The sequence below is a fragment of the Streptomyces sp. NPDC048696 genome, from assembly GCF_043198895.1.
GTDB lineage: Bacteria > Actinomycetota > Actinomycetes > Streptomycetales > Streptomycetaceae > Streptomyces.
In genome coordinates, this window is the sequence record NZ_JBICVJ010000002.1 from 397,865 (window position 1) to 421,442 (window position 23,578).

Sequence of the window (23,578 nt, forward strand, 5' to 3'; positions counted from 1 at the left end):
GTTGCGCCCGCGTGCGCGGCGCCCGGCCTGGGCATCGACTCCTCGGCAGGTCGACATGGAGAGCGGGGAGGTGTGCCATGCACGGATCCGCGCTGTCCGGCTGGCTGCTCGTGGTGGTGTGCGCGGCGGCGGGCGGGTACTGCCTGATGCGGTTGCGCAGCGACTGCGAGCGGGCGCGCAGTTCGGCGGGCGGCGAGGCGGTGATGGGCTTCGGCATGGCCGCGATGGCCGTCCCGGCGGCGTTGGTCACCCCGCCGTCGTGGCTGTCCGCCGGCTACGCCGTCGTGTTCGGCGCCGCGGCGCTGCGCGCGGCCTGGCTGGTCCGCGCAGCGGCCGCGAAGTCCGCCGGAACGCACCATCTGCACCATGCCGTCGGCTCGCTCGCCATGGTCTACATGGCCCTGGCCATGAGCGCGTCCGGCGGACACGCGGCACACCACGGCCACGCGGGGCCCGCCGGGGGCATCCCGCTCGTCACCGGGGCGCTGCTCGTCTACTACGTGGGATACGTGCTCACCACGGGAGCGCGACTGCTGCCGGTGGCGCAACCGGCCCGCCAGGGCGCGGCGATCGCCTGGGCCGCGCGGCCCGAACTCACCCTGGCCTGCCGGTTGTCGATGGGAATCGCGATGCTCGCCATGCTCATCGCGCTCTGAACCGGGACCCGTCCGCCTTTGCCGATGATCGTGATCAAAACGTGGCGTGCGTCACTTGGCGCACGAGGTCATACCTATGGGCAGGGCCCCGCTCATAGGCTGAGGCCATGATGGTCTCCCTCGCGCTGCTGGCGCTCGGCGTCGTGTCCGCCGTGGTGGCCCCGCGGCTGTTCGCGCGCGCCCACTGGGCCGAGCGCGAGCCGGTGGTGGCGCTGTGGGTCTGGCAGTGCGTGGTGGCGGCGGTGCTGCTCTGCTTCGCGCTGGCGATGGTCTTCAGCGCGGCGGCGGCCTGGCAGACGGTACGGGGGCAGGTGTTCGCGGCGGCCCCGCGCGCGGTGGTCGACGCGTACGGGCTCGGTCCGTACGGCCCGTGGTCGGCGGCGCTCGCGGTGCTGCTGTTCTGCGGCGGCGCCTGGACCGCGGCGATGCTCACCCGGGAGATCCGCGAGGCCCGCGCCCGGCGCCGGGCCGGCCGCAGCGAACTGCTCGTCCGCGCGCCCCTGCTGCCCGGCGAGGAGCCCGGCGGAACGCCGCTGGTGGTCCTGGAGGCGCAGCGCCCGGACGCCTGGTGGCTGCCCGGCCCGACGCCCCAACTGGTCATCACCACGGCGGCACTTCGCCGCCTCAAGGGCCGCCAGCTCGACGCGGTGCTCGCCCATGAGCAGGGCCACGCGCGCGCCCGGCACGACTGGCTGCTGCACTGCTCGGCCGCGCTGGCCAACGGGTTCCCCAGGATCCCGGTGTTCGCCGCGTTCCGGGACGAGATGCACCGGCTGGTCGAACTGGCCGCGGACGACGTGGCGTCGCGGCGCTACGGGCGGCTGACGATCGCGCTCGCACTGGTCGAACTCAACGAGGACCGCGGTCTGTTCGGCCCCTGCCCGGCCCCGCACGGCCAGGTCCCGCAGCGGGTGAAGCGCCTGCTGGGCGGCGCGCCCCGGCTCACCGCGGGCCACCGCCTGCGCCTCACGGCGGCGGCGGCCCTGGTCCCGGTCGTCCCGCTCCTTGTGGCGTTCGTCCCGGGGCTGCGCGCGCTGGGCTAGGGCCTGTCCGGTGGATCTGGCCGCCTTCGGTGCGGGTCGCCGTTTCGGTACTGGTGAGCGGGGTCGTGGTGCGTGCAGCTGCAAGGCGGAGGAGGGCGACGACGCGTGGGGGTGCCCCCTGGTCGAGCGGAGCCGAGAGCTTGGGGGAGTCGGCAACCGACGACAACGCCGCAGATGCGCGTGCCACGACCCCGCGGCCCAGGCAAGATCCACCGGACAGGCCCTAGCCGCCGCCTCACGGGGAAGGATCGCGGCCATGGCGATCAAGGGTGTGCTGTTCGATTTCTCCGGGACGCTGCTGCGCGTCGAGTCGACCCGCAAGTGGCTGTCCGCCGTTCTCGACGGGAGGGGCATCACGCTGCCCCCGGATCAACTGGGCTTCCTCACAGAGCAGTTGACGGACGCCGGGGCGCTGCCGGGCGGCGGTGACCCCGTCCGCGTACCGCCGCGTCTGGCCGAGCTGTGGGCGACCCGCGACCGGAGTTCCGCGCTGCACCGGGCCGCGTACACGGGCCTGGCGCGGGAGGTGACATTGCCAGATCCGCAGTTGTACACCGCGCTCTACGACCGGCACATGACCCCGGCCGCGTGGCACCCGTATCCCGACGCGCCGGCCGTCCTGGCCGGGCTGCGGGAGCGGGGCGTCAAGGTGGCCGTGGTGAGCAACATCGGCTGGGACCTGCGGCCGGTCTTCCGTGCGCACGGCCTGGACGGCCTGGTGGACGCCTATGTGCTCTCGTACGAACACGGGGTGCAGAAGCCGGACGCGCGACTGTTCCAGGCGGCCTGCGAGGCCGTCGGGTGCGATCCGGGCGAGGTGCTGATGGTCGGCGACGACCGCCGGGCGGACGGCGGCGCGGCGGCTCTCGGCTGCGCGGTGCACTTCGTCGACCATCTTCCGGTCGTGGACCGGCCCGCCGGGCTCATGCCCGTACTGGACCTCGTCGACCGGGAAAAATCCGGGCCGCCCTTTCTGGGTGATCCCCCGCGTCACCCAGAAAGGGCAGCAAATCCGCAGGCCAGAACCCCCGGGAGGGGTTCCCGCATACGGTGACCTGAGTATATTGGCTCAGAGCCAGTCAACGCAGGAGTTACAGCATGTCCCCGCGAAGCGCATCGGTCAATGAAGAGTTGCGCCGACGTTCCCGTGAACGGCTGCTCCAGGCGACAGTCGAGCTGGTCGCGGAGCGCGGCTACGAGGCGACCACCCTCGGCGACATCGCCGACCGGGCCGGGTCGGCCCGCGGGCTGGTCTCGTACTACTTCCCGGGCAAGCGCCAGCTGCTCCAGTCGGCCGTCCACCGGGTCATGCACCTCGCCCTCAGCGCGGGCCTGGAGCAGGAGCCGCGCACGGACGACGGCCGCGAGCGCCTGGCCCGGGCCATCGACGCCATACTGGCCCTCACCAAGGTCCATCCCGTCCTCATGCGGGCCCATATGGCCGGCATCCTCCAGGCCGAGGGGTTCGTGCAGTGCCCCGAGCAGCAGCGGCTGTCCTGGCTGCTGCGGGACACCGTGGAGCGCTACGGCTCGCAGGACGTGGAGGCCGACTACCCGATGCTCCGCGCGTTGCTGATGGGCGCGGTCTTCGCGGCGCTGCTGCCCGGCGCGCCCATGGAGGTGCCCCGGCTGCGGGCCGAGCTGTTCCAGCGGTTCGGGCTCGAATGGGAGCTGGGCAACCCGCCGCCGCAGGGGAAACCGCTCGCCGTGCCCTGACGCCCGCGGCGAAACCGTTCGCCGTCCCCTGACGCCGCGCGCGCACCGGTGCGATGCTGGAGTCCCTGGTGGGTTCCACCCGCGGAAGGGAGCTCCCTTCGTGCTGCGTATCGCCGTCGTCGGTTCCGGGCCGAGCGGGGTCTACACCGCCCAGTCCCTGCTCACCCAGAGCGCGGTGCCCGGGCTGCGGGTCGACGTCCTCGACCGGCTGCCCTGTCCGTACGGCCTGGTGCGGTACGGGGTGGCGCCCGACCACGAGAAGATCAAGTCGCTCCAGAACAATCTGCGGGCCGTCCTGGAGGACGAGCGGATCACGTTCCTCGGCCATGTCCAGATCGGGCCCGGCGGCATCGCGCCCGAACAGCTGCTGGGGCTCTACCACGCGGTGGTGTACTGCGTGGGGGCGGCCGCCGACCGCCGGCTCGGCATCCCGGGCGAGGACCTGCCGGGCAGCTGCTCGGCCACCGACTTCGTCTCCTGGTACAGCGCCCACCCGGACGCCGGGGGCAACGGCTTCTCCCCCGACTGGCTGGACGCGCGCGCGGCGGTGGTGATCGGCGCGGGCAACGTGGCCGTCGACGTCGCCCGGATCCTGTCGCGCGGCGCCGACGAGCTGCGGCCCACCGATGTGCCGCACGCGGCGCTCGACGCGCTCGGCGCCGGCCGGGTGCGCGCGGTGCACATGACCGCCCGGCGCGGCCCCTCGCAGGCCAAGTTCACCACCAAGGAGCTGCGCGAGCTCGGGGCGCTGCCGGGCGCCGAGGTGAGCGTGGACGGCGCCGAACTGGCCCTGGATCCCGCCTACGCGGACCCGTCCGCGCTGCCCGCCGCCGTCCGCCGCAATGTGGAGGTGCTGCGCGGCTGGGCCGAGGCCCGCGAGCCGCGGGAGGTGGAGCGCGTGCTGCGGCTGCGGTTCTTCCTGCGTCCGGTGGAGATCCTGGAGCGGGACGGGCGGGTGGGCGGTGTCCGGTTCGAGCGGACGGTGCCGGACGGATCCGGCGGCGTGCGCGGCACCGGCGCGTACGAGGACATCGAGGCCCAGCTGGTCCTGCGGGCCGTCGGCTATCTCGGGGTCCCGCTCGCCGGGCTGCCGTTCGACCCGGCGCACGGAACGGTGCCGCACGCGGCGGGACGCGTGCTGCGCGACGGGGTGCCCTCGCCCGGCGAGTACGTGGCGGGCTGGATCAAGCGCGGCCCGACCGGCGTCATCGGCACCAACCGGCCGTGCGCCAAGGAGACGGTGACCTCGCTCCTGGAGGACGCGCCCGCGCTCGCCCGGCGCCCGGTCCAGGGCGAACCCCTTGACTCCCTACGGGAGTTGGGGCTGCGGCCGGTGGAGTGGCGCGGCTGGCTGGACATCGAGCGCGCGGAGGCCGAGCTGGGGCGGTCCCTGGGCCGGGGTTCGGTGAAGATCCCGGACTGGGACGGGCTGCTGACGGCGGGACTGGGCGCGACGGCGTCCGCGGAGGACCGGCTGGGGCAGGTTCCGGGCTAGGGCCCGACGGGTGCGGGGCCAGCACTATCCGGCGCCAGCGCTATCTACCGGGCGTCACCGGCTCCCGGGCCGCCTGGCGGGCCGCCGCGTCCAGGATGCTGTCGAGCAGCCCCGGGAAGAGCGCTTCCAGGTCCGCGCGGCGCAGGCCGTTCATCTTGGCGGTGCCCCGGTAGACCTGGTGGATGACGCCGTTCTCGCGCAGCACGCGGAAGTGGTGCGTCGTCGTCGACTTCGTGACGGGCAGCTCGAAGTGCGAGCAGGAGAGCTCGTCGTCGACGGCCGCGAGGTCGCGGACCACGCTCAGCCGGATCGGGTCGGAGAGCGCGTGCAGCACCCCCTCCAGGCGGATCTCGTCGCGCGCCGGGTGGTCGAGTTCACGCTTGCTCGTTGCTGTGGACACCGTCTCATTGTACGAGAGTCCTCGTAGTTTGACATTCCCCGTACTACGATGAGTATCGTACGAAGCGAACCCGGCGCCACCCAGCGGCGCCGCGGCCGTCCTGAATGGAGTCTGCCGTGTCTGCTGCGAGTGCCCTGTTCGAGCCGTACGCCGTGCGGTCGCTGACCATCCCGAACCGGGTCTGGATGGCCCCGATGTGCCAGTACAGCGCCGAGGCCTTCGGCCCGAACGCGGGTGTGGCGACCGACTGGCACCTCGCCCACTACGGGGCCCGCGCGACCGGCGGCACCGGCCTGATCCTGATCGAGGCGACCGCCGTCAGCCCCGAGGGCCGCATCTCCCCCGGAGACCTCGGCATCTGGAACGACACCCAGGTCGAGGGGCTGCGCCGGATCGTCGCGGCCCTGGAGGGCCAGGGGACGGTGCCGGGCATCCAGATCGCCCACGCCGGGCGCAAGGCGAGCACGGACCGCCCCTGGCGGGGCGGCGCGCCGCTCGCCCCCGGCAGCGAGGAGGGCTGGCAGCCGCTCGGCCCGAGCCCCGTCGCCTTCGACCCGGAGCACACCGTGCCGTCCGAGCTGACGGTAGATCAGATACATGACGTGGTCGGCCAGTTCGCGGACGCGGCCCGGCGCGCGGCGGACGCCGGGTTCAAGGTCCTGGAGATCCACGGCGCCCACGGCTATCTGATCGGCGAGTTCCTCTCCCCGCACTCCAACACCCGCACCGACACGTACGGCGGCTCGTTCGAGAACCGCGTCCGGTTCGCGCTCGAAGTCACCGACGCCGTACGGGCGGTGTGGCCCGAGGAGCTGCCGCTGTTCTTCCGCGTCTCGGCCACGGACTGGCTGGACGAGGGCGGCTGGACGGCCGACGAGACCGTCCGCCTGGCCGCGCTGCTCAAGGAGCACGGCGTGGACCTGCTCGACGTGTCGACCGGCGGGAACGCGGCGGGCGTGCGCATTCCGGTCGCGCCCAACTACCAGGTCCCGTTCGCGACCCGGGTGCGCGACGAGAGCGGGCTGCCCGTGGCCGCCGTCGGTCTGATCACCGAGCCCGCCCAGGCCGAGAAGATCCTCGCCAACGGCGAGGCGGACGCGGTCCTGCTCGGCCGCGAACTCCTGCGCAACCCGTCCTGGGCCCGCCACGCGGCCCGCGAACTGGGCGGCGAGGTGCACGTCCCGAAGCAGTACCTGCGGTCGGTCTGACGCCGTCGCGCCCGGCCCGCCACCGCGCTCAGCCGATGGCTCCGACGGCGCCGATGTCGAAGGGCTCGCTCACTCCGGTGAACGGGCCCTTCGCCGTGTCCCCGTGGTACGCGAGTCGGTACCGGCCGGGCGGGGTCGCGGGCGGGACGGTCCAGGTCACGGTGGCGATCGAGGTCGAACCGCCCGAGCGCGACCAGCGGAAGGTCGTCGACCAGTCGCCGTCGTCCGCGATCCGCGTCCAGCCGCCGTTCGTCCTGCGCTCCACGGACAGATAACTCCCGCCCCTGCGCAGGTCGTTGCCCGGGTGCGCGGCCACGAACGAGGCCGTGGCGCGGCGGCCGATCAGGGCGAACGAGAGGACGTCGCCGAACGCGCGGCCGGGGTGCGGCGCGTCCGAGACGCGGTGGCGGTGCCGTCTGCGCACCGGCACGGCGGGCTCGGGGACGCCCCGGTCGACGGGGACGCCGTCGCGCAGGGCCGCGGCGAGCTCGGCCACGGTCCGGCAGAGCGCGGGCAGCTCCCAGCGCCCGAAGAGCGTGCTGCCGCCCTCGTACTCCTGGGCGTCGTACTCCTCGGGCGTGGTGACGTAGTGGATGTAGCCGTTGCTGTATCCGGCGACGAGGACGTTCTCCAGGGGCGCGCCGAGGACCGCGGCGGCGGTGCGGCGCAGCCGGAGCCCGGCGACGATGGTGACCTCGCCCGGGATGCCGATGAGGAACAGCGGCCCGATGCGCAGGAGTTGGACGGGCGCGCGCTCCTGGACCATGGGGCGGACCCGGTTGACCGGTCCGGCGGGCAGGGCCAGCGCCTTGGGGTACTGCGCGTCGCGCAGCCTGGGTGCGAGGGGATAGAGCAGCCCGCGCGAGAGCGCGTCCCACAGCGGGTTGGCGCCGGGCCTGAACCCCTTCAAGCCGGGGCCGTCGACCCACGCCCCCGCGAACGCGGCCGCGCCGCCGACCGGAGGCGAGGTCCGGTGCGTACGGCCGTCCCCGGTGTGCTCGGGACCCACTTCGACGGCCGACAAGTGCACGTACGTAGTACGGGCGTCGAGACCGCCGGACATCTCGGCGCCGCGCAGCGCCGCAGCGGCTTCGTACTGGCGCGTGCCGATCACCCGGGTGTTCTCGAACTGGTCGCCGGTGGGGCCGCTGCCCGGCGACAGGCCCAGGTTGGGCGACATGTCGCCCGCGTTGGTCTGGGCGAAGGCGGTCACCAGCTCGGGCGTGCCGTCCGCGAGGTAGTCGGCCCCCGCCACCAGACGCTCCCAGTGGTAGGCCGCGTACCCCTTGTTGTCGGCGCTGATCAGGCGATTGCGGTTGGTCATGCTGGTGTTGTGGGTGGCGAACCAGTTGACCGCGCCCACGAGCCGGCCGTCCCGTTCCAGGGTGACCAGCGTGGTCCGGGGATCGATGGCCGCCGGGAAGTACGCGCGGTCGGCGGCCGGATTGCGCGCGAAGGCGCGGTGGGAGCGGTTGACGCTGGCGCCGGTGAGCTCACCGTGCGCGAGGCGCAGCACGGTCGGCGCCAGGTCCGCGATCGCCGCGTGGGCCGCCTCGGTGATCCCGTCCGTGATCGCGGCGAACGTGCGCTCCCGGAAGCCGCCGGTGTTGCTGTTGTACAGCTCGTGGTGGAAGTAGCCGCCGGGGCCGCAGTGGGTGTGGGTCGCGGTGAGCATGACGTTGGCCGCGTCGTATCCCTCGGGCAGCCGCCGCAGCACCTCCCGGACGACGCTGTCGGCCATCAGCGGCAGCTCGCACACCACCAGGAGCGCCCGGTGGCCGCTCGCCCGGTCGACGAAGGCGAAGGCGCGGGCCCGCTGGCGGGTGTGGATCCCGGCGCTGCGCTGGTCCGCCTTCCCATACCCGAGCATGCCGCACTCGGCGGCCTCGCCGGTGATGTCGGCGATGCCGCGCCCGGCCAGGAAACCGGGGGAGGCGGCCGCGTCGGCGGTCGTAGCGTCCGTCATCGTCGCTCCGATCTCAGCGGATTCTTGGAAGTCCCCCGCGGTTCCGCGCCCCTTGAGGGGCGCGGGGAACTGCGCGACCGGCCGCCCACGGTCCGCAGTCGAATGACCGCACTCCCAGCGGAGCGCTCGGTCGGGCCCGCACCGCCGACTCGTACCGGTGAGGCACGCCGGCGCCGTGCGGGTGGCTCGTACGGGTGAAAGCGCGCCGGACCGTGGGGCGGATCGAGCCCACACCCTCTGACCTGCACGGATACCGTCTGCGGGGGCCGCTGTCAGTGGTCGGGTGCAGACTGGCCACTATCCGGGACAACGGCGTTTTGGAGGGGTCGGGATGACCGACGTTCTGCTCACCGTGGGGACGCGCAAGGGACTCTTCGTCGGCCGCAGGCACGGCGGCGGCAGCTGGGAGTTCGACGGTCCGCACTTCAATGCCCAGGCGGTCTACTCGATCGCCATCGACACCCGGCGAGCGGTCCCGCGCCTGCTCGTCGGCGGGGACAGCGCGCACTGGGGACCTTCCGTCTTCCACTCGGACGACCTCGGCAGAACCTGGGTGGAGCCACCTCAACCAGCCGTGAAGTTCCCCGAGTTCACGGGGCGCTCGCTGGAGCGAGTATGGCAGCTGCACCCGGCGGGCCCGGAGGCGCCCGACGTGGTGTACGCGGGGACGGAACCGGCCGCGCTGTTCCGCTCCGAGGACGGCGGTATGAGCTTCGAGCTCGTGCGGCCGCTGTGGGAGCACCCGACGCGCTCGCAGTGGGTGCCCGGCGGCGGTGGCGAGGGGCTGCACACCATCCTCACGGACCCCCGGGACGCGCGTGCGGTGACGGTCGCGGTCTCCACGGCCGGGGTGTTCCGCACCCGGGACGGCGGCGAGAGCTGGGCGCCCGCCAACAAGGGCGTGTCGGCGGTGTTCCTGCCCGACCAGCACCCCGAGTTCGGCCAGTGCGTGCACAAGGTCGCCCGGGACCCGGCCGACCCGGACCGGCTGTATCTGCAGAACCACTGGGGCGTCTACCGCAGCGACGACGGCGGGGACCAGTGGCAGGACATCGGCGACGGACTGCCCTCCACCTTCGGGTTCGCGGCCGCGACGCATCCGCGCCGCGCGGACACGGCGTATCTGTTCCCCATCACGGCCGACTCCGACCGGGTCCCGGCCGGGAACAGATGCCGGGTCTACCGGACGGAGGACGCGGGCCGCAGCTGGGATCCCCTGTCGGCGGGACTGCCCGCCGAGGCGCACTACGGGACGGTGCTGCGCGACGCGCTGTGCACCGACGACGCCGATCCGGCCGGGGTGTACTTCGGCAACCGCAACGGCGAGCTGTACGCGAGCGCGGACGACGGGGACAGCTGGCGCCTGCTCGCCTCGCATCTGCCGGACGTGCTCTGCGTACGGGCGGCGGTGATCCGCCAGTAGAGTGAAGGCCGTGGCAGCACGACCGTTGAAAGAGATCGTCGAGCCCGGCTGGGCGGACGCTCTGGAGCCCGTAGCCGGACGGATCGCCTCGATGGGCGACTTCCTCCGTCAGGAGATCGCCCAGGGGAACACCTACCTCCCCGCCGGACAGCATGTGCTGCGGGCGTTCCAGCAGCCGTTCCACGAGGTGCGGGTCCTGATCGTGGGGCAGGACCCCTATCCGACACCCGGCCACGCCGTGGGGCTGTCGTTCTCGGTGGCCCCCGAGGTCCGGCCGCTGCCCGGCAGCCTGGAGAACATCTTCCGCGAGATGCACACGGACCTGGGCCTGCCCAGGCCCTCCAACGGGGACCTGACGCCCTGGACGCGGCAGGGCGTCCTGCTGCTCAACAGGGCGCTGACCACGGCGCCGCGCAAGCCCGCCGCGCACCGCGGCAAGGGCTGGGAGGAGGTGACCGAGCAGGCCATCCGCGCGCTGGTCGCGCGCGGCACACCGCTGGTCTCGGTGCTGTGGGGCCGCGACGCCCGCAATCTGCGGCCGCTGCTCGGCGAGCTGCCGGCCATCGAGTCCGCGCACCCCTCGCCGATGTCGGCCGACCGGGGATTCTTCGGCTCGCGGCCGTTCAGCCGTGCCAACGACCTCCTGGTCCGGCAGGGCGCGCAGCCGGTCGACTGGCAGCTGCCGTGACCTCCGGCGCCGGCGCCTGGGTGCTCGGGGTCGACTCGGGCGGGTCCGGCGTGCGGTTCGCGCTCGGCCGGGCCGAACCGGGCGCCCCGACCGAGGTGTTGGCGTCGCGGGAGCCGGTACCGACCGGCCCCGCCGGGATCGACGCCGGGCAGCTGCTCGGCCAACTGCTGCCCGCCGCCCGGGAGTTGCTGGCACGGACCGGAGCCGAGCGGGTGGCGGCGGTGGCCGTGGGCGCCGCCGGGATGGCCTCGCTCGGCGACGACCTGCGCGCCAGGCTCCCCGCGGCCCTCGCCGGTTCCCTCGGCGTGACGCGCCTGGCGCTGGCCGCCGACGCCGTGACCGCGTACGCGGGTGCGCTCGGGCAGCGGCCCGGGGCGGTGGTCGCGGCGGGCACCGGGATGATCGCGCTCGGCACGGATCTGACGGGGTGGCGGCGGGCCGACGGCTGGGGGCATCTGCTCGGCGACTGCGGCGGTGGCGCGTGGATCGGCCGCGCGGGCCTGGAGGCGGCGCTGCGCAGCCACGACGGCAGGCCCGGCGGGTCGGCGGCGCTGCGCGAGCGCGTGGAGGCGCTGTTCGGCCCGGCGCCGGAGCTGCCCGGACTGCTGTACCCGCGCGGCGACCGGCCGGCGGTGCTCGCGTCGTTCGCCCCCGAAGTGGCGCGCTGCGCACCGTTCGACCCGGTCGCGGCCGCGATCCTGCGCCGGGCGGCCCGTCATATCGCCGAGGCCGCGGCCGCGGTGTGCCCGGGCGGGGTGCGCGGGGCCGGGGAGTCGAGCGCCGACTCGCCCGCCGACCGGGGCACCACCGGCTCGGGCGCGGCCCGTTCCGCCGCGTCCAACAGCCTTCGTACGACCTCCGCCGGCACCGGCCAAAGCCCGGGCGAAACCGTGAGCGAATGCGAAGTCGCGCTCACCGGGGGGCTGTTCAAGATCGGCGACGCGCTGCTCGGCCCCGTACGCGAAGAGCTCGCCGCGCTGCTGCCGCGCGCGCGGAGCGTCGACGCGGCGGCGGATCCGCTCGCCGGAGCGGTGCTGATCGCCGCCGCGCTGGCCCGTGACGAGCTACGACTGCCACACGATCCCCGCATGTTGTCCGTCACGACAGAGCAGGACACTTGAGGGCAATGTCACTGACTGGATAAATACGGACAGATACCGCACACCCGCCCCCTACCCGAACAGCCGCGCCCGCAAAGCCAGTAGCATGCGGCGCCATGAGCTCCCCCACTGGGCCCGCATCCGGCCTGCCTGTACGAATGCCGCGACCCCGCCAGCCAGGGCGGCACCGCCGCCCGGAACCGGTGGTCGCTCCCGAGGGCGCGCCCGCGCTCGTCCTCGCCGTTCCCGGTGCTCCTTCCCCCGCCGTGCGCTCGCTGGCCGAGGAAGTCATCAGCATCGCGCGCTCCGAGCTGCCCGGCCTCGACGCCCGGATCGGCTACCTGGACAGCGCCGACCACGAGTACCCCACGCTGGACGCCGTGCTCGCGCACACCGCCGCCGAGCGCACCGCCCGCTTCGAGCAGGCCCGTGCCGACGGTCAGGACGTCACCGCGCCCGACGGCCCCGTCGCCGTCGTCGTGCCGCTGCTCGCGGGCCCCGACAGCGCGCTGATCCGCCGGGTGCGCCAGGCCGTCATGGACAGCCGCGCCGCCGCCGAGCTGACCGATGTCCTCGGCCCGCACCCGCTGCTCGCCGAGGCGCTGCACGTGCGCCTGTCCGAGGCCGGTCTGGCCCGCGCCGACCGTGCCCGGCTGTTCACGGTCGCCACCGCCGCCGACGGCATCATCCTGGCGACGGTCGGCGGCGACGAGGCCGTGCAGGCCGCCGGGATCACCGGCATGCTGCTGGCCGCCCGCCTGGCCGTGCCCGTGATGGCCGCCGCGCTCGACCAGGAGGGCTCCATCGCCGCCATGGCCGACCAGCTGCGCGGCTCCGGCTCGACGCAGCTCGCGGTCGCCCCGTACCTGATCGGCCCCGAGGTCGGCGACGGTCTGCTGGACGCGGCCGCCAAGGAGGCCGACTGCCTGTCCGCCGAGCCGCTGGGCGCCTACCCGGCCATCGGCAAGCTGGTGCTCTCGCAGTACGCGGCGGCGCTCGGCATCACGCCGCAGCCGCAGGGCTCCCCGGTGCACTGACGCACCCGCCGCCACGCACGCACGACGCGCGAGGGCCCGCACCTCGGAGCGGTGCGGGCCCTCGCGCGTGCGCGCGCGTGGCGGCGGCGCGGAGGCCGCCCACGAGGCCGCCTCGACACTGCCTCGCGTGCGCGCGCGTGCCGCCGGTTTTCCCCGCGGCTCAGCCGAAGATCACGCACGAGGCGGCGGGCGCCGCGAGCGAACCGGCCCGGCGCGGGATGCCGCTCTCCTCGTACAGGTCGAACCAGGTGACATCGCCGGAACGCTCGTTGGCGGCGTAGAGGCGGCGGCCCGAGGGGTCGAGGGTGAGGTCGCGCGGCCAGTGGCCGCCGCAGTCCACCGTGGCCACCAGCGCGGCGCGCTCGCCGTCCGGGTCGAGGGCGAGCGTGGCGATCGAGTCGTGACCCCGGTTCGCGACCCACAGGAAGCGCCCGTCGGGCGCCACGACCGGCTCGGACGGGTACGTCCGGCCCGTCACCCCCTCCTGCACCACCCGGGTCTCCCCCAGCGGCTCCAGGACCCCTCGGACGGCGTCCCAGCGGCAGACGACGACGGTGGGCGCCAGCTCGTTCAGTACGTACGCGTGGCGGCCGTCGGGGTGGAACGCCAGATGGCGGGGCCCGCTGCCGGGCCGCAGCGCGCACTCGCCGTGCGGCCGCAGCACGCCCGTGGCCGGGTCGAGCGCGCAGACGCGAACGGAGTCGGTCCCGAGGTCGACGCTCACCAGCCAGCGCCCGCTCGGATCGCCCAGCACCTGATGCGCGTGCGGGCCCCGCTGGCGCTCCGGGTCCGGGCCGCAGCCGTGGTGCGTCAGTACGTACGCGGCGGGGCCGAGGCGGCCGTCCGGGCGCACCGGGAGCGTGGTGACGCTGCCCGAGGTGTAGTTGGCGGTCGCGAGATGGCCCGCGAACAGGGCGAGGTGGGTCGGGGCGGCGCCGTCCACCGGCACCGGAGCGCCGAGGAGGGCCGGGGTGTCGGAGGTGACGTCGAAGGCGGCGGCCGTGCCGTGCTCGCTCTCGCCGACCGCGTAGAGCACGGTGGCGTCGGCCGACAGGGCCAGGAAGGACGGGTCGGCGAGGGCGTCGGTGGCGCCGAGGGGGGTGAGCGCGCCCGTCCCGCCGTCCACGGCGGCGACGGTGATCCCCCGTCCGCCCGCCGTGGTGAACGACCCGATGAACGCCCGCCCGGCACTGCTCTCGGCCACCGTGCTTCCCCTCTCGCGCGACTGTGCGCACCGGGGCCGCGCCCGGCGCTGATGGCCGCGACGGTAGCAGGCGGTCTAGACCAACTCGGTGAGGCGGGCGGCCGGTCGTTCCCGCGGACGGCGGCTCAGCCGGTGAGGGCCGGGGCGCGCGTCGAGCTGCGCAGGGGCGTGGCGAGGTCGGCGAGCGCCCGCTCCAGGTCGTGCAGATGCGCCAGGGCGGCTTCGGCGGCGGGGTGGTGGTGCTTGGTGGGTACGAGGTCGGTCGCGGGGGCCGCCGGCGCTTCTTCCGCGACCGCCGCCGGGGCGACCAGGGCCTCCACCGCCGCCTCGACACGGCGGCAGGCCGCCGTCAGACGGGCGTCGTGGGAGGCGGCCGGGTCGGCGGCGACGGCGGTCAGGCCGCGCACCTGGCGGGCGCAGTCGTCGAGCAATGCGATGACCTGGCGGGCCCGTGACCTGCGGCCCTTGAGCGGGCTGAGCGGATGGACCAGCGGGGCGAGCGAGAGGCGGACCCGGCCGAGCAGCAGCTCCAGCTCGGCCGCGTGCGGCGTCGGGTCGGCGCTGTCGTCCCCGGCGAGCCTGCGGGTCGCGGCGCTGGTGCAGCCGCGTACGCAGTGCAGGGCGCGCTCGATCCAGGCGTCCGTCGCCGCGTGCGTGGTGACCGGCAGGACGAACGCGACGGCCGCCGCCGCGCCGATCGCCCCCACCGCGGTCTCCTCGACGCGGAGCACGAGCAGCCCGGGGTGCAGCACGCCGAGCAGCCCGTAGAGCAGTCCGGCCATGACCGTGACGAAGAACATCATCCAGGAATACGAGAGCGGAGCCGTGTAGAAGATCCCGAAGACGCAGACGGCGACGAGGAGCGCGGTGGGCGCGGGCGCGCCGTGCAGCGGCAGCGCGACGACCAGGCCCGCGGCGATGCCCGCGACCGTACCGAGCACCCGGCGAAAGCCCCGGACCAGGGTCTCGCCGCGCGACGCGGTGTTCACGAAGATCCACCAGGCGGCGCCGACGGCCCAGTACCAGCGCTGCTCGGAGAGCACCTGGCCCACCCCCAGCGCGATGGCGCAGGCCACCGTCGCCTGGAAGGCCTGACGGGTGGTCGGGCGGGCGAGTCCGCGGCCGGTGAGCGGGGCCGGGGCGGCGGGCGGCGGGGTGCGCCGCTCGATGCACCAGAGCCCGAAGCGGACCAGCGCCGAGGCCGCGATCGCCAGGGCGATGGCCCCGTACAGCTCGGGCAGCTGCGCCGGGACGGCGTGCAGGAACTGGGTCGTGAAGAACATCATGAAGCCGAACACGCCGAGCGCGTGGCCGCGCGGGCCCCAGCGCCTGGCGTAGACGCCCGCGAAGACCACGGCGAGCCAGGCCGCGTCGCGCAGCAGCGGCACGCCGTGTAGCGCGGTGGCCAGGGCGAGCACGGGGAAGCCGACGGCCGGAAGCAGCGCGGTGCTGACCGCCTGGCCCCGGACGGTGGGGTCGGCGACGGTGAACAGGGCGAGCAGCGCCGCCAGGCCACCGGTGATGGAGGCGGGCAGGGACATGCCGCACAGCTCGGCGGCGGTGACCGCCACGGTGATGCCGAGTACGGCACGCGCGGAGACCCTCAGTCGCACAAGCCCCGGGTCCGGAGCCACGAACATCCTCTTCACGGCGGTCGCCGCGCCCCCCTTCAGTGGAGAAAGCCATCCGCGCGCCTGCGCGTCCCATACGGGCACACGTCGGCGGACATGGCAAAGGCGCCGCGTCCGGGACCGGCGTCGTCGCCGCCCGGCGCTGTGCGGCGCCGTCTCTTTGCTACGTACAACTTGCTACCGGGAAGAGGAAAGCATCCGCAGTGACACTGGCTCAACTGCTCTCGTTCCGACTGAGCCATTGGTACAGTCGAATCGCGAATTACAGGACCAGGAAGGGGCCAACGGACCATGGCGGTGGACGCGCTCGACACCCGCATCCTGCGGCTGCTCATCGAGCAGCCGCGCACCAGCGTGCGGGAGTACGCGCGTCAGCTCGGCATCGCGCGGGGCACGCTGCAGGCACGGCTCGACCGGCTTGAGCGGGACGGCGTGATCACCGGGACCGGGCCGTTCCTCTCCCCCGCGGCCCTCGGTCACCCGGTCCTCGCCTTCGTCCACGTCGAGGTCACCCAGGGCCACCTCGACGAGGTCGGGGACGCGCTGGCGGCCGTGCCGGAGATCGTCGAGGCGTTCTCGATCACGGGTGGAGGCGATCTGCTGACCCGGGTCGTGGCCCGCGACGCCGGTCATCTGGAAGACGTGATCCAGCGCCTGATCCAGCTGCCGGGCGTGGTGCGCACCCGCACCGAGGTGGCCCTGCGCGAGCGCGTACCGCACCGGCTGCTGCCGCTGGTGGAGGCGGTGGGGCGGGACGCGGGGACACAGCCGCCCGGCGGGCCGCCGACGGCCTGAATGGCCGCCCGAGGGCGGGGGGTCTACGTTCGAGGGCACCGGCACGATTCCCACCACCCTCCCGGAGACAGCTGCCATGGCAAAGATCCTTTTCGTGATGACCGGCGCCGGCCACTGGACGCTCGCCGACGGCACCGAGCACCCGACCGGTTTCTGGGCCGAGGAGGCCGTCGCCCCGTACGAGGCGTTCACCGGCGCGGGCCACGAGATCACGGTCGCCACGCCCGGCGGTGTGGTGCCGCCCGTCGACAAGGGCAGCCTGGCGCCCGAGGTCAACGGCGGCCAGGAGAACGCCGACCGGGTCGCGAAGGTCCTCGCCTCGATGGACGAGCTCCGCCACCCGCTGAAGGTGGCGGAGGTCGACCTCGACGCGTACGACGCGGTGTTCTACCCCGGCGGCCACGGCCCGATGGAGGACCTGGCGGTCGACGCCGACTCCGGCAAGCTGCTGATCGACGCCCTCGGCTCCGGCAAGCCGCTCGGCGTGGTCTGCCATGCCCCGGCGGCGCTGCTCGCCGCCACCCGCGAGGACGGCTCCAACGCGTTCGCGGGCTACCGCCTCACCGGCTTCACCAACGCCGAGGAGACCCAGGCGGGCCTCGCGGACAAGGCGAAGTGGCTGCTCCAGGACCGTCTGGTGGCGGCGGGCGCCGACTTCCGCGAGCGCGAGCCGTGGACCCCGCACGTGGTCGTCGACCGCAATCTGGTCACCGGTCAGAACCCCGGCTCGGCGGCCCCGCTCGCCACCGAGATGCTGAAGATGCTGGGTTCCTGACCAGGCCGAGTTGCGTACCGCGCGGGAGCCGGGAGGCTGGAGAGCGTTCGAAGGCCGGGGAGCGTCCGTACGTACGGGCACGGACCCGGCCGTCCGACTCAGCGAGGGGACACCCCCATGCAGGACCTCGCGGCACTCGCCGGGGAGCATCTGACCAAGGCACGCCTCGCCTCACACGGCCGCAGCGCCCATCTCATCGTCCACGACGGCGCGCTGCGGCAGAGCGTGATCGCCCTGACCTCCGGCTCGGCGCTCGACGAGCACAGCGCTCCGCTGGCCTCCAGCCTCCAGGTGCTGCGCGGCCATGTGCGCCTCACGTCGAACAGCGGCAACAAGGAGCTCCGCGCCGGGCAGCTCTGCGAGATCCCCAAGGAGCGGCACGGGCTGCTGGCGCTTGAGGACTCGGCGGTCCTGCTGACGGCCGTCACCGCCGTGCTCTAGGCACCCCGGCCGTCACCGGGCCGCCGTGGCCGCCGACCCCCGCACCGTCACGAACACCACGGCCGTCACCGCCCACGCCGCCACCGCGACCCACAACAGCACCTCGCCCGGTGTGCGCAGCGCCCCGATGCGCGCCGCCACGCCCGTGGACAGCGCCGCGACGGCGGTCATCCCGAGCGGGAACACGGTCGCCCAGCGCCGTACGTCGTAGTGCGGCCGCGGCCTGACCACCTCGGCCGTCAGCAGGATGGCGTACGCGGCGAAGGCGAGCCCGAGCAGCACGAGCGTGGCCGTGCGCAGCACATGATGCGCGGTCCCGGTCCACAGCGGGGACGCGGTGAGCTTCGATCCGGCCAGCGCCGAGATCGCCAGCGCGCCCCCCGCGATCCAGTGGTCGCCCGCCCCGGTCCACACCTGCCGTACGTCGAACCGGACCAGCGCCTCCAGATAGAGCAGCACCCCGAGGCAGAACAGCACGAGCGCCGCCCATCCGAGCCAGTCGCCGCGCCCCGCCGCGGCCAGGCTCGCCGCCAGCACCGCGAGCGCCTGGGTGGCGACGCACACCAGGAAGACCCCGCCGGGCATCCGGCGCCGCCAGTGCCGTACGACTCCGTGGAGGAGCACCGGCCACAGCGCGGCGGCCAGCGCGAGGAGGACGGCGGCGGCGCTCTGCCAGCCGAGCAGCGAGAGGCGGGCGCCGAGCACGGCGGTCGCCGCGACGGCGGTGAGCGCGGGCGGGGTGTCGGCCTCGGCCTCCCAGCGCGGGCGGTCGCGCAGGAACCGTGCGGTGAACCGGGCGGTCAGCAGCAGCCAGACGGCCGCGGCCAGCGCCAGCGCGATCCTGGAGAGGGTTTCGTGGCCGATGAGGTGCAGGCCGACCGAGACGATGCCGGTCGCCATCACGGCGGCGCCCGCCGCCGCGGGGAGGTCGGCCCACCAGTGGCCGGAAGGACGGTTCACCGTGTCATCGGTACGCGGCGGCCGCCGGGGCCGCCACCGGGGTGCGCCAATGGGGTGCGCCAATGGGGTGCGCCAATGGGGTGCGCCAATGGGGCGATCCAGAGCTTCTGGACACCCCGACTCCCTCTTGGTCCAGACCTATTGACGAAAGGTCTGGACCTCCCTACGGTGTGGCGCAACCGGACCCCGTACGTCTCCAGGTTCCCCACGACCCAGGAGGTACCCGCCATGCTCGGCCGGACGTTACGACTGCTGGGGGCCGGCCTCGCGCTGGCCTGCGCCGCGCGGTTGCCCGCCGCCGCGGCGCCCGCCGCGCCCTCGGGCGACACCTGCGCGGTCAAGCCGAGGCCCGCGGGCAAGGTGCTCCAGGGCTACTGGGAGAACTGGGACGGCTCGTCCAACGGCGTCCACCCGCCGTTCGGCTGGACGCCGATCACCGACCCCCGGATCCCCGGCCACGGCTACAACGTGGTCAACGCCGCCTTCCCGGTGATCCGTTCGGACGGGACCGTCCTCTGGGAGGACGGGATGGACGCCACGGTGAAGGTTCCCACACCTGCCGAGATGTGCCAGGCCAAGGCGGCCGGGCAGACGATCCTGCTCTCCATCGGCGGCGCCGCGGCCGGGATCGACCTCAGCTCCAGCGCGGTCGCCGACCGGTTCGTGGCCACCGTGGTGCCGATCCTCACGGCGTACCACTTCGACGGCATCGACATCGACATAGAGACCGGCCTCGTCGGCAGCGGCTCGATCACCGAGTTGTCGGCCTCGCAGGCCAACCTCGTCCGCATCATCGACGGCGTGCTCGCGCAGATGCCGCCGGGCTTCGGCCTCACGATGGCCCCGGAGACGGCGTACGTGACCGGCGGCAGCGTGGCGTACGGCTCGATCTGGGGCGCGTATCTGCCGATCGTGAAGAAGTACGCGGACAACGGCCGGCTGTGGTGGCTCAACATGCAGTACTACAACGGCAACATGTACGGCTGCTCCGGCGACTCGTACTCCGCCGGGACCGTCGAGGGCTTCACCGCCCAGACGGACTGCCTGGACCACGGGTTGGTGGTCCAGGGCACCACGATCAGGGTCCCCTACGACAAGCAGGTCCCGGGCCTTCCGGCCCAGCCGGGCGCCGGGGGCGGCTACATGTCGCCCGACCTGGTCTCCCAGGCGTGGCAGCACTACGGCGGCGGCCTCAAGGGCCTGATGACCTGGTCGATCAACTGGGACGGCTCCGGGGGCTGGACCTTCGGCGACAACGTGAAGGCGCTGCAAGGGCGTTGACAGCCCTCGCGGCACACCGGAATCCCACCTTCCGAAAACCTGCACACCGCGTGCGCAGACCGGTCACCGCACACCTGTGCCCGCCCTGGTCCGTACCAGTCGGAGGGGGCCTTAACAGCCGGAGTGTCCCAGTTGAGCAAATGGATATCCGGGGGCGAGGAATTCATGACGTGAAGCTCGTGAAGAAGCTGCCCCCAAATCATGAACACCTCTGCACGCGGCGGTAATAAGCACCGCAAGGAGTGCCTGATCAGGGCCGGTGGGGATTGGCTGTGTACGCCGTCGGCGTGCTTTGATCCTGCCCCATACGGGAGCCCCGCCAACGGGCTCCAGGTATTGAATTCCCCCCGAATGAAGGGCAGTTTTCCCATGAACATCACCCCGCAGGTCGAGACCCGCGAGATCTCCGACGCCGACCTCGACAACGTGTCCGGCGGCCTCGTCGGCACCGCGCTCGGCAACGTGACCGGCACCGCCGACTCGCTCCTCCCGGTCTCGGGCATCGTGGGCTCGGTCACGGGTCTGGTCCAGTCGACGACCGGTGTGAACACCGGCGCGGTCACCGGCCTGGCCTCCGGCCTCGTCGCCGGTCTCTGAGACCGCGTGTGAGCCCCGGAACCCGCTCGGTTCCGGGGCTTCACCGCGCACCCGCTCCACCGGTGCGCACCGTCCACACGTCGAGGGAAGAGTCCGGTGCAGTTCCGCCAACAGGCCCTGTCCAAGCTGCAGTCGCCGGAGGAACTCGACCTGCCGGTGCGCTTCGCGCGCCCCCAGGGCCGACTTGTCCTCCTCGTGACGGTGGTCGTCATGGCCGCCGCCTGCTTCTGGGCGCTGACCGGCTCGGTCTCCGCCACCGTGAGCGCGCCCGGCATCCTCACGCACGCGCAGGGCAGCTATGTGATGCAGAGCCCGTACGCGGGCCAGATCACCGGTGTGCTCTCCAAGGAGGGCCAGAACCTCTCCGCCGGGGCCCCGCTGCTCACCGTCCGCACCGAGCGCGGCGACCGGGTCGTGCGCGCCATCGCGGCGGGCCGCCTCACGGCGCTGCGGGCCACCATCGGCGCGGTGGTCGCCACGGGCGCGGACGTGGCGAGCGTGGAGCGTGTCGCCTCCAGCGGCGACCCCTTGATGGCGATGCTGTACATATCCGGCGACGCGGGCGCCTCCGTCCCGGTGGGCGCGAAGGTGGACCTCGGCGTCCAGTCCGTGCCGTCCGGGCAGTTCGGCGTGTTGCGCGGACACGTGGCCGCCGTCGGCAGGACCTCCCAGACCCGCGAGCAGATCACCGCCTTCCTCGGCGACGCCCAGCTCGGCGAGCAGTTCTCGCAGCACGGCAGGCCCCTCGCGGTCCTGGTGCGCCTCGATCGCTCGGCCGCCACCAAGTCCGGCTACGCGTGGTCGTCGGCCCAGGGCCCGCCGTACGCGATCGACTCCATGACCCCGGCCACCGGCACCGTCCATCTGGCCGACCAGCGTCCGATCGATTGGCTGCTCCCGTGACCGCCCCGCACACCGCACCTCCACAGCTTCCGCCTCCCGGGCGCCGCCGCCGCGACAACCCGCCGGTGAACAGGCGCCGTTCACGACCGGCGCCCAGAGCGAAGAAGACGAAGACCGTACGCACTCCCACCGTCCTCCAGATGGAGGCGCTGGAGTGCGGCGCCGCCTCGCTGGCCATGGTGCTCAGCCACCACGGCAGACATGTGCCGCTGGAGGAGCTGCGCATCGCCTGCGGCGTATCCCGCGACGGCTCGCGGGCCAGCAACGTCCTTAAGGCCGCCCGCAGTTACGGCCTCACCGCCAAGGGCATGCAGATGGAACCGGCCGCGCTCGCCGAGGTCCAGGCGCCCGCCATCCTCTTCTGGGAGTTCAACCACTACGTGGTGTACGACGGCCCGGCCCGTCGGCTCGGGCGCCGTGGCGTGTACATCAACGACCCCGACAAGGGCCGCCGTTTCGTGCCCGCCGAGGACTTCGACACCAGCTTCACCGGTGTCGTCCTGGTCCTGGAACCGGGTGAGTCGTTCCGGCGCGGCGGCCGGAAGCCCGGTGTCCTGGCCGCCCTGCCGGCCCGGCTGCGCGGCACCACCGGCACGATGCTCGCCGCGCTCCTGGCCAGCCTGCTGCTCGTGGCCGTCGGCGCCACGCTGCCCGCGCTGAGCCGTACGTATATCGACATGTTCCTGATCGGCGATCAGACCTCGCTGCTCGGTGTGCTGTTCGCGGCCATGGGCACCATGGTGGCGCTCACCGCCGTGCTGACCTGGCTCCAGCAGGCGAATCTGCTGCGCGGACGCGTCATCTCCTCCACGCTCGGCGGCGCCCGGTTCTTCCGGCATCTGCTCAGACTGCCGGTCACCTTCTTCGCCCAGCGCAGCCCGGCCGATCTCGTGCAGCGCCTCCAGTCCAACGACGCGGTGGCCGAGACCCTGGCCCGCGACCTCACGGCCGCCGCCGTGGACGGGGTCGTGGTGCTCCTCTACGCGTTCGTGCTGTGGAGCTACGATCCGCAGCTCACCGTCATCGGCATCGGGATCGCGCTGCTCAACGTGGTCGCGATGCGGATCGTCGTACGGCTGCGGGCCACCCGTACCCAGAAGCTGCGGGCCGACAGCGCGCGGCTGACCAACACCGCGTACACCGGCCTGCAGTTGATCGAGACGATGAAGGCCACCGGCGGCGAGGACGGGTTCTTCCGGCGCTGGGCGGGCCAGCACGCCACCACGCTGGAGGAGCAGCAGCGGCTCGGGGTGCCGAGCGCCTGGCTGGGTGTCGTCGCGCCGCTGCTCGCCACGCTCAACAGCGCGTTGATCCTGTGGATCGGCGGGCTGCGGGCGGTCGAGGGGCATCTCTCGATCGGTCTGCTGGTCGCCTTCCAGGCGCTGGTGACCCGCTTCACCGCACCGGTCACCCGGCTCAACTCGGTGGCCGGGCGGGTCCAGGACTTCGCGGCGGACGTCGCCCGGCTCAAGGACGTCGAGAACTTCCCGGTGGACGCGCTGTACTCGCGCGGCGAGGTGACCGAGAACACCCGCAGGCTCAAGGGCCATGTGACCCTTGAGGACATCACCTTCGGCTACAGCCCGCTGGACGCCCCGCTGCTCACCGGCTTCTCACTGTCCGTGGGCCCTGGGCAGCAGGTGGCGCTGGTGGGCGGCTCGGGCAGCGGCAAGTCGACCGTGTCCAGGCTGATCTCGGGGCTCTACGCACCCTGGGAGGGCACGATCCGCATCGACGGGCAGCGCCTGGAGGACATCGCGCGCGGGGCGCTCGCCGCGTCGGTCTCCTTCGTCGACCAGGACGTCTTCCTCTTCGAGGGGACGGTCCGGGACAACGTGGCGCTGTGGGACCCGTCGGTCCCGGACGACGCCGTGGTGGCCGCGCTCAAGGACGCGGCGCTCTACGAGGTGGTCGCCCGGCGCCCGGGCGGCATCCACAGCCGGGTCGAGCAGGACGGCCGCAACTTCTCCGGCGGCCAGCGCCAGCGTCTGGAGATCGCCCGCGCGCTGGTGCGCCGCCCGAGCATCCTGGTGCTCGACGAGGTCACCAGCGCCCTGGACGCGCGGACCGAGCAGATCATCATCGACAATCTGCGCCGCCGCGGCTGCGCCTGCGTGGTGATCGCCCACCGGCTGAGCACGGTCCGCGACAGCGACGAGATCGTGGTCCTCGACCACGGGACCATCGTCGAACGCGGCCGCCACGAGGACCTGGTCGCCGCCGCCGGCCAGTACGCCGAGCTGGTCAAGGAGCACTGAG

Annotated in this window: 22 protein-coding genes; 17 read left to right on the forward strand and 5 right to left on the reverse strand. The window is 73.5% G+C overall.

The window, feature by feature from the left end:
• Positions 1-77: 77 nt before the first annotated feature.
• The 5 genes from ACGFRG_RS04855 to ACGFRG_RS04875 all read left to right on the forward strand — a co-directional run bounded on the left by ACGFRG_RS04855 (position 78) and on the right by ACGFRG_RS04875 (position 4,910).
• Positions 78-656, forward strand: a complete 579-nt coding sequence (locus ACGFRG_RS04855) for a DUF5134 domain-containing protein (RefSeq protein WP_361423480.1) — start codon at positions 78-80, stop codon at positions 654-656.
• A gap of 107 nt (positions 657-763) precedes the next feature.
• Positions 764-1,699 carry a M56 family metallopeptidase gene (locus ACGFRG_RS04860; protein ID WP_393261359.1) on the forward strand — a complete coding sequence of 312 codons (936 nt, stop codon included), beginning with the start codon at positions 764-766 and terminating at the stop codon, positions 1,697-1,699.
• A 256-nt stretch (positions 1,700-1,955) separates the two neighbouring features.
• On the forward strand, positions 1,956-2,753 hold the full coding sequence (locus tag ACGFRG_RS04865) for an HAD family hydrolase (RefSeq protein WP_393261361.1): 798 nt from the start codon (positions 1,956-1,958) through the stop codon (positions 2,751-2,753).
• A gap of 44 nt (positions 2,754-2,797) precedes the next feature.
• A complete protein-coding gene (locus ACGFRG_RS04870; protein ID WP_361423472.1) occupies positions 2,798-3,415 on the forward strand; it encodes a TetR/AcrR family transcriptional regulator in 618 nt (205 codons plus the stop codon).
• Positions 3,416-3,515: 100 nt separating this feature from the next.
• Positions 3,516-4,910 carry an FAD-dependent oxidoreductase gene (locus tag ACGFRG_RS04875; RefSeq protein ID WP_361423469.1) on the forward strand — a complete coding sequence of 465 codons (1,395 nt, stop codon included), beginning with the start codon at positions 3,516-3,518 and terminating at the stop codon, positions 4,908-4,910.
• A 40-nt stretch (positions 4,911-4,950) separates the two neighbouring features.
• Here ACGFRG_RS04875 and ACGFRG_RS04880 read toward each other — a convergent pair whose 3' ends face one another.
• Positions 4,951-5,310: a helix-turn-helix transcriptional regulator gene (locus ACGFRG_RS04880; protein WP_361426786.1), complete on the reverse strand. Its 360-nt coding sequence runs from the start codon at positions 5,308-5,310 to the stop codon at positions 4,951-4,953.
• A gap of 116 nt (positions 5,311-5,426) precedes the next feature.
• Here ACGFRG_RS04880 and ACGFRG_RS04885 point away from each other — a divergent pair, with 116 nt between their 5' ends.
• Positions 5,427-6,518: an NADH:flavin oxidoreductase/NADH oxidase gene (locus ACGFRG_RS04885; protein ID WP_393261365.1), complete on the forward strand. Its 1,092-nt coding sequence runs from the start codon at positions 5,427-5,429 to the stop codon at positions 6,516-6,518.
• A 28-nt stretch (positions 6,519-6,546) separates the two neighbouring features.
• On the opposite strand, the gene ACGFRG_RS04890 is transcribed toward ACGFRG_RS04885, so the two are convergent.
• Positions 6,547-8,484, reverse strand: a complete 1,938-nt coding sequence (locus ACGFRG_RS04890) for a neutral/alkaline non-lysosomal ceramidase N-terminal domain-containing protein (RefSeq protein WP_393261367.1) — start codon at positions 8,482-8,484, stop codon at positions 6,547-6,549.
• A 331-nt stretch (positions 8,485-8,815) separates the two neighbouring features.
• Here ACGFRG_RS04890 and ACGFRG_RS04895 point away from each other — a divergent pair, with 331 nt between their 5' ends.
• The 4 genes from ACGFRG_RS04895 to ACGFRG_RS04910 all read left to right on the forward strand — a co-directional run bounded on the left by ACGFRG_RS04895 (position 8,816) and on the right by ACGFRG_RS04910 (position 12,732).
• On the forward strand, positions 8,816-9,907 hold the full coding sequence (locus ACGFRG_RS04895) for an exo-alpha-sialidase (protein ID WP_361426795.1): 1,092 nt from the start codon (positions 8,816-8,818) through the stop codon (positions 9,905-9,907).
• A 10-nt stretch (positions 9,908-9,917) separates the two neighbouring features.
• Positions 9,918-10,595 (forward strand): uracil-DNA glycosylase, encoded by a 678-nt coding sequence (locus tag ACGFRG_RS04900; RefSeq protein ID WP_361426798.1) that lies wholly within the window; start codon positions 9,918-9,920, stop codon positions 10,593-10,595.
• Positions 10,592-11,716, forward strand: a complete 1,125-nt coding sequence (locus ACGFRG_RS04905) for an N-acetylglucosamine kinase (RefSeq protein WP_393261369.1) — start codon at positions 10,592-10,594, stop codon at positions 11,714-11,716. Before ACGFRG_RS04900 ends, ACGFRG_RS04905 begins: the two co-directional genes overlap by 4 nt.
• 95 nt (positions 11,717-11,811) lie before the next feature.
• Complete coding sequence (locus tag ACGFRG_RS04910; protein WP_393261371.1) at positions 11,812-12,732, forward strand: sirohydrochlorin chelatase; 921 nt, start codon at positions 11,812-11,814, stop codon at positions 12,730-12,732.
• Between the two features lie 160 nt (positions 12,733-12,892).
• Here ACGFRG_RS04910 and ACGFRG_RS04915 read toward each other — a convergent pair whose 3' ends face one another.
• Both ACGFRG_RS04915 and ACGFRG_RS04920 read right to left on the reverse strand, forming a co-directional pair.
• On the reverse strand, positions 12,893-13,936 hold the full coding sequence (locus ACGFRG_RS04915) for a lactonase family protein (RefSeq protein WP_393261373.1): 1,044 nt from the start codon (positions 13,934-13,936) through the stop codon (positions 12,893-12,895).
• Between the two features lie 125 nt (positions 13,937-14,061).
• On the reverse strand, positions 14,062-15,576 hold the full coding sequence (locus tag ACGFRG_RS04920) for an FUSC family protein (protein ID WP_393261836.1): 1,515 nt from the start codon (positions 15,574-15,576) through the stop codon (positions 14,062-14,064).
• A gap of 282 nt (positions 15,577-15,858) precedes the next feature.
• Here ACGFRG_RS04920 and ACGFRG_RS04925 point away from each other — a divergent pair, with 282 nt between their 5' ends.
• The 3 genes from ACGFRG_RS04925 to ACGFRG_RS04935 all read left to right on the forward strand — a co-directional run bounded on the left by ACGFRG_RS04925 (position 15,859) and on the right by ACGFRG_RS04935 (position 17,578).
• The gene (locus tag ACGFRG_RS04925; RefSeq protein ID WP_361426810.1) at positions 15,859-16,362 is read left to right on the forward strand and encodes an Lrp/AsnC family transcriptional regulator; all 504 of its coding nucleotides are present in this window, start codon (positions 15,859-15,861) and stop codon (positions 16,360-16,362) included.
• Between the two features lie 76 nt (positions 16,363-16,438).
• Positions 16,439-17,137 carry a type 1 glutamine amidotransferase domain-containing protein gene (locus ACGFRG_RS04930; RefSeq protein ID WP_393261376.1) on the forward strand — a complete coding sequence of 233 codons (699 nt, stop codon included), beginning with the start codon at positions 16,439-16,441 and terminating at the stop codon, positions 17,135-17,137.
• Between the two features lie 117 nt (positions 17,138-17,254).
• Positions 17,255-17,578, forward strand: a complete 324-nt coding sequence (locus ACGFRG_RS04935; protein WP_361426816.1) for a cupin — start codon at positions 17,255-17,257, stop codon at positions 17,576-17,578.
• Positions 17,579-17,590: 12 nt separating this feature from the next.
• Here ACGFRG_RS04935 and ACGFRG_RS04940 read toward each other — a convergent pair whose 3' ends face one another.
• On the reverse strand, positions 17,591-18,538 hold the full coding sequence (locus ACGFRG_RS04940; RefSeq protein ID WP_361426819.1) for a hypothetical protein: 948 nt from the start codon (positions 18,536-18,538) through the stop codon (positions 17,591-17,593).
• 228 nt (positions 18,539-18,766) lie between these two features.
• Here ACGFRG_RS04940 and ACGFRG_RS04945 point away from each other — a divergent pair, with 228 nt between their 5' ends.
• The 4 genes from ACGFRG_RS04945 (at position 18,767) to ACGFRG_RS04960 (ending at position 23,577) form a co-directional block, all read left to right on the forward strand.
• Positions 18,767-19,819: a chitinase gene (locus ACGFRG_RS04945; protein ID WP_361426822.1), complete on the forward strand. Its 1,053-nt coding sequence runs from the start codon at positions 18,767-18,769 to the stop codon at positions 19,817-19,819.
• A gap of 369 nt (positions 19,820-20,188) precedes the next feature.
• The gene (locus ACGFRG_RS04950) at positions 20,189-20,416 is read left to right on the forward strand and encodes a type A2 lantipeptide (RefSeq protein WP_361426825.1); all 228 of its coding nucleotides are present in this window, start codon (positions 20,189-20,191) and stop codon (positions 20,414-20,416) included.
• A gap of 96 nt (positions 20,417-20,512) precedes the next feature.
• Positions 20,513-21,319: a hypothetical protein gene (locus tag ACGFRG_RS04955; RefSeq protein WP_393261379.1), complete on the forward strand. Its 807-nt coding sequence runs from the start codon at positions 20,513-20,515 to the stop codon at positions 21,317-21,319.
• On the forward strand, positions 21,304-23,577 hold the full coding sequence (locus tag ACGFRG_RS04960; protein WP_393261382.1) for an NHLP family bacteriocin export ABC transporter peptidase/permease/ATPase subunit: 2,274 nt from the start codon (positions 21,304-21,306) through the stop codon (positions 23,575-23,577). The genes ACGFRG_RS04955 and ACGFRG_RS04960 overlap by 16 nt, the downstream gene beginning before the upstream one ends.
• The last annotated feature ends 1 nt before the right edge of the window (position 23,578 follow it).

Coding starts and splice junctions, on each gene's coding strand:
- ACGFRG_RS04925 (WP_361426810.1), top strand. CDS start 15,859: ATGGCGGTGGACGCGCTCGACACCCGCATCCTGCGGCTGCTCATCGAG.
- ACGFRG_RS04870 (WP_361423472.1), top strand. CDS start 2,798: ATGTCCCCGCGAAGCGCATCGGTCAATGAAGAGTTGCGCCGACGTTCC.
- ACGFRG_RS04865 (WP_393261361.1), top strand. CDS start 1,956: ATGGCGATCAAGGGTGTGCTGTTCGATTTCTCCGGGACGCTGCTGCGC.
- ACGFRG_RS04890 (WP_393261367.1), bottom strand. CDS start 8,484: ATGACGGACGCTACGACCGCCGACGCGGCCGCCTCCCCCGGTTTCCTG.
- ACGFRG_RS04945 (WP_361426822.1), top strand. CDS start 18,767: ATGCTCGGCCGGACGTTACGACTGCTGGGGGCCGGCCTCGCGCTGGCC.
- ACGFRG_RS04930 (WP_393261376.1), top strand. CDS start 16,439: ATGGCAAAGATCCTTTTCGTGATGACCGGCGCCGGCCACTGGACGCTC.
- ACGFRG_RS04855 (WP_361423480.1), top strand. CDS start 78: ATGCACGGATCCGCGCTGTCCGGCTGGCTGCTCGTGGTGGTGTGCGCG.
- ACGFRG_RS04950 (WP_361426825.1), top strand. CDS start 20,189: ATGAACATCACCCCGCAGGTCGAGACCCGCGAGATCTCCGACGCCGAC.
- ACGFRG_RS04860 (WP_393261359.1), top strand. CDS start 764: ATGATGGTCTCCCTCGCGCTGCTGGCGCTCGGCGTCGTGTCCGCCGTG.
- ACGFRG_RS04895 (WP_361426795.1), top strand. CDS start 8,816: ATGACCGACGTTCTGCTCACCGTGGGGACGCGCAAGGGACTCTTCGTC.
- ACGFRG_RS04910 (WP_393261371.1), top strand. CDS start 11,812: ATGAGCTCCCCCACTGGGCCCGCATCCGGCCTGCCTGTACGAATGCCG.
- ACGFRG_RS04920 (WP_393261836.1), bottom strand. CDS start 15,576: ATGTTCGTGGCTCCGGACCCGGGGCTTGTGCGACTGAGGGTCTCCGCG.
- ACGFRG_RS04935 (WP_361426816.1), top strand. CDS start 17,255: ATGCAGGACCTCGCGGCACTCGCCGGGGAGCATCTGACCAAGGCACGC.